Origin of the sequence: Nostoc cf. edaphicum LEGE 07299, assembly GCF_015207245.1 — a bacterium.
Classification (GTDB): domain Bacteria; phylum Cyanobacteriota; class Cyanobacteriia; order Cyanobacteriales; family Nostocaceae; genus Nostoc; species Nostoc edaphicum_B.
Window position 1 is genome coordinate 1 of record NZ_JADEXF010000941.1, and the last position, 2,730, is coordinate 2,730.

A 2,730-nucleotide genomic window follows, 5' to 3' on the forward strand; every position below is an offset into this window, starting at 1 on the left:
GGTCAGGAGACAACGTTGAAAGGGAACTAATACAATTGCTATAAATGTCTTGTAGTTTTTCTCTAACCCATTGTTCTCTTTCCCTATGTCTTTGAAAACGATTAGTAATTATGGTTGTGATTAGGGCTAATATACTACCAACAACAGTTGAAAAAGTACCAATAATAATACCAATCAATACAGGAAACTTTGTTAATAAATCAAATACATCTGACATAATTTAGTTTGTTTTCAATAATTAAATAGATATGTTACATGAATCAAATCATAACTGCTACTTTCACCTTTCAGAAAAAATACTCTCAAAGATGAGTGTGATTTTAGTTGTTGATTAGCTATTTAGTGTAGGTGGCATACACAAAATAACCTCTAGAAGGCTTATTCCTAGAGGTTTTATATTTACTTGGAGTCTCTACTTGGAGTAATTTCAACTACACTTCTCTATTTACTTAGATGTCTTTCAGTACTCTTTCCTTATCCGGTTGTAGATAATGCTTAATAAGAGTGTCCACACTGTTGCCGCAACTGTCAGCTAATAAACCCAAGTCAGCACCGTTATTAGCTTGAATACTAATAAAAGTATGTCTAGTAGAGTAGGGTTTAAGATAACCGTGTATTAATCCTTGAGTAGCGAGTCTACTAACAACCCCAGGATAACTATAAGCCTTTCCGTCCTCATTTACACGGTTATTATGGTTCCAAGCTACTCTAATCTTAGGTGAGTCATAGTATTTGCCTTTGTTACTAAAAACTAATTCATTATCATTTTCTGTTTTTTCCTTCAAAGTTTTTAATAGATTAATTAATCTATTCATGCCTTTCATTTTAAACCATCTAATTACTTCCGTTTTAGTGGTTTTACTTTTCTTTAACGAATAAGAATAACTTTCACCAAAAATTATCCATCCTGAATCAAATTTAATATCTTTCCATCTAAGTGCGAATGCTTCGCCGTGCCTACATCCAGTAAGAAATAAGAATTCAATTAAATTCGCAACTTCTCTCTCGTGTTTTTTATTTGATTCATAAAATGCATTGATAATTATATCTCTCTCTTCCAGTGTATAAGCTTTATAATCTTCTTCCTCTTGTAACTGTTGTGATTTTTTAGGCAGTCGATAAGATTCTTTAATCTCGTTAAAATAATCTCGGTTTATTCCTAAGTTATTGTTAATTGCCCACAAGGAAAGAGAAGACAAAGCACCGTACAAAGTTTTTATTAAGTGCTTACCAGTTTTTTTTGCATTCAATGTATTAATAATTAAACTTGCTGTTTCTTCTCCAAACTCTTGATCTAGAAAAGGTGTTAGCAATGTAGTGTAAGTAGTTTGGTATAGTGTCCTATGTGTTGACTCAGCAATTTGTTGTGTTTGTAGCTTCCAAGCGATATACTTACTCCACAATTCTCCTAATGTAGGTAATGCTCTCGCGGTCGGTAACTGAGTAACTGTAGCTAGCATCGGCTTGATATCCAGGTACTTAGCCAGGGTAGGGTCAAATAATCCTCTGTCTGGATAATCGATGTCAGCTTGTATCCGCCTAGCTATGCTATCAGCCCATTGTTTGTTTTCTGGGGTATCACTTCTGCCTAACCCTTTATAAGCTTGACGTTTACCGTAGAACTCCTGACTCACCCTAGTACTGAACTGGAGGCGAAGAGAACCTTTGTCAACTCCTACGTTTACGTCAGCTAATCGGTTATAACCCTTGGTGTTTGGACGTTTTGAGTACATCTAGTAATTTTCTAGTATTTTTTATTGTTTCAGTTCTTGAATAACTTCTTAAGTACTAGAATACCTTATGAGTACCATTACAAGCCTTGGTGTAATCATCTGTCCTTTTTAAAGTTTATTCATATTAAAGTTCGAGATTGTGCCTCAAGGAAAGTCACAGGAATAATTTTCACTCTATTCAGATTTTCCTGAAAACGCCAATATTATCAGGAATAATTTTCACTCTATTCAGATTTTCCTGAAAACGCCAATATTATTAAGCATAAGTATTGGATCGAGAAAATACCGTAACTCAACCAATGGGGTCTTGGGTTTAGTTGGCGTATCCTGGAAATGGCATACTGAACCAATGTGCCAGTTAATGCTTGTGTGTGCCAACGACATCCGGCGATTAATACAGTGAAAGCAAATGACTAAATCTACCAATCAAGATATTCATTCCCCCTTCCCTATCCGCAAACGTTTGTGGTTGCTGGTGTTGAGCCGGGGTAGTATTGCCTTGAGTGGACTTTTGCTGTTTGGAGTTCTCGTTGGTATTTGGCGGTTGTGGACTTTTGTCCAAACAGAGTTAACGCCGTTGGCACAACAAAGTCTAACTACTACACTCAACCGTCCGGTAAAACTGGGGAGAGTCACACAATTTTCGTTGACAGGAGTGCAGTTTGGAGCTTCAGCTATCCCAGCCACACCTACAGATGCAGATCGGGCCACAGTCGAATCTGTAGAGGTGGGTTTCGATCTGTTGCAACTAATTTTTAATCGCCATCTAAAGCTAGATGTAACCTTAGTCAACCCAGATATTTACATTGACCAGGATGAGCAAGGGCGTTGGGTTTCCACTACCATCGCGTCGTCAGGTGGGAGCAGTGCAATTAAAACCGATTTGGACTACCTGCGGTTTCGTAATGCCAAGCTGGCCTTGATGCCGGATGAGAGAGTAGAGGGAGATGAGGAGGTAGAGAGGCAGGGGGGCAGAGGAGCAGGGGAGCAGAGGAGC

At 37.9% G+C, this 2,730-nt stretch carries 2 protein-coding genes and 1 pseudogene; 1 reads left to right on the forward strand and 2 read right to left on the reverse strand.

The features are described 5' to 3' along the window. Window positions 1-217, reverse strand: a 217-nt coding sequence (locus tag IQ229_RS24355; RefSeq protein WP_228013668.1) for a hypothetical protein, incomplete at its 3' end; no start/stop codon positions are given. A 232-nt stretch (window positions 218-449) separates the two neighbouring features. Next, a complete protein-coding gene (locus IQ229_RS22865) occupies window positions 450-1,733 on the reverse strand; it encodes a tyrosine-type recombinase/integrase (protein ID WP_194047686.1) in 1,284 nt (427 codons plus the stop codon). A gap of 409 nt (window positions 1,734-2,142) precedes the next feature. On the opposite strand from IQ229_RS22865, the pseudogene IQ229_RS22870 reads away from it, so the two are divergent. Further along, window positions 2,143-2,730: pseudogene (locus IQ229_RS22870) on the forward strand (hypothetical protein); the annotation flags it as partial.

Excerpts from the sequence above, each read along its gene's own strand:
- IQ229_RS22865 (WP_194047686.1), bottom strand. The coding sequence starts at position 1,733 with ATGTACTCAAAACGTCCAAACACCAAGGGTTATAACCGATTAGCTGAC.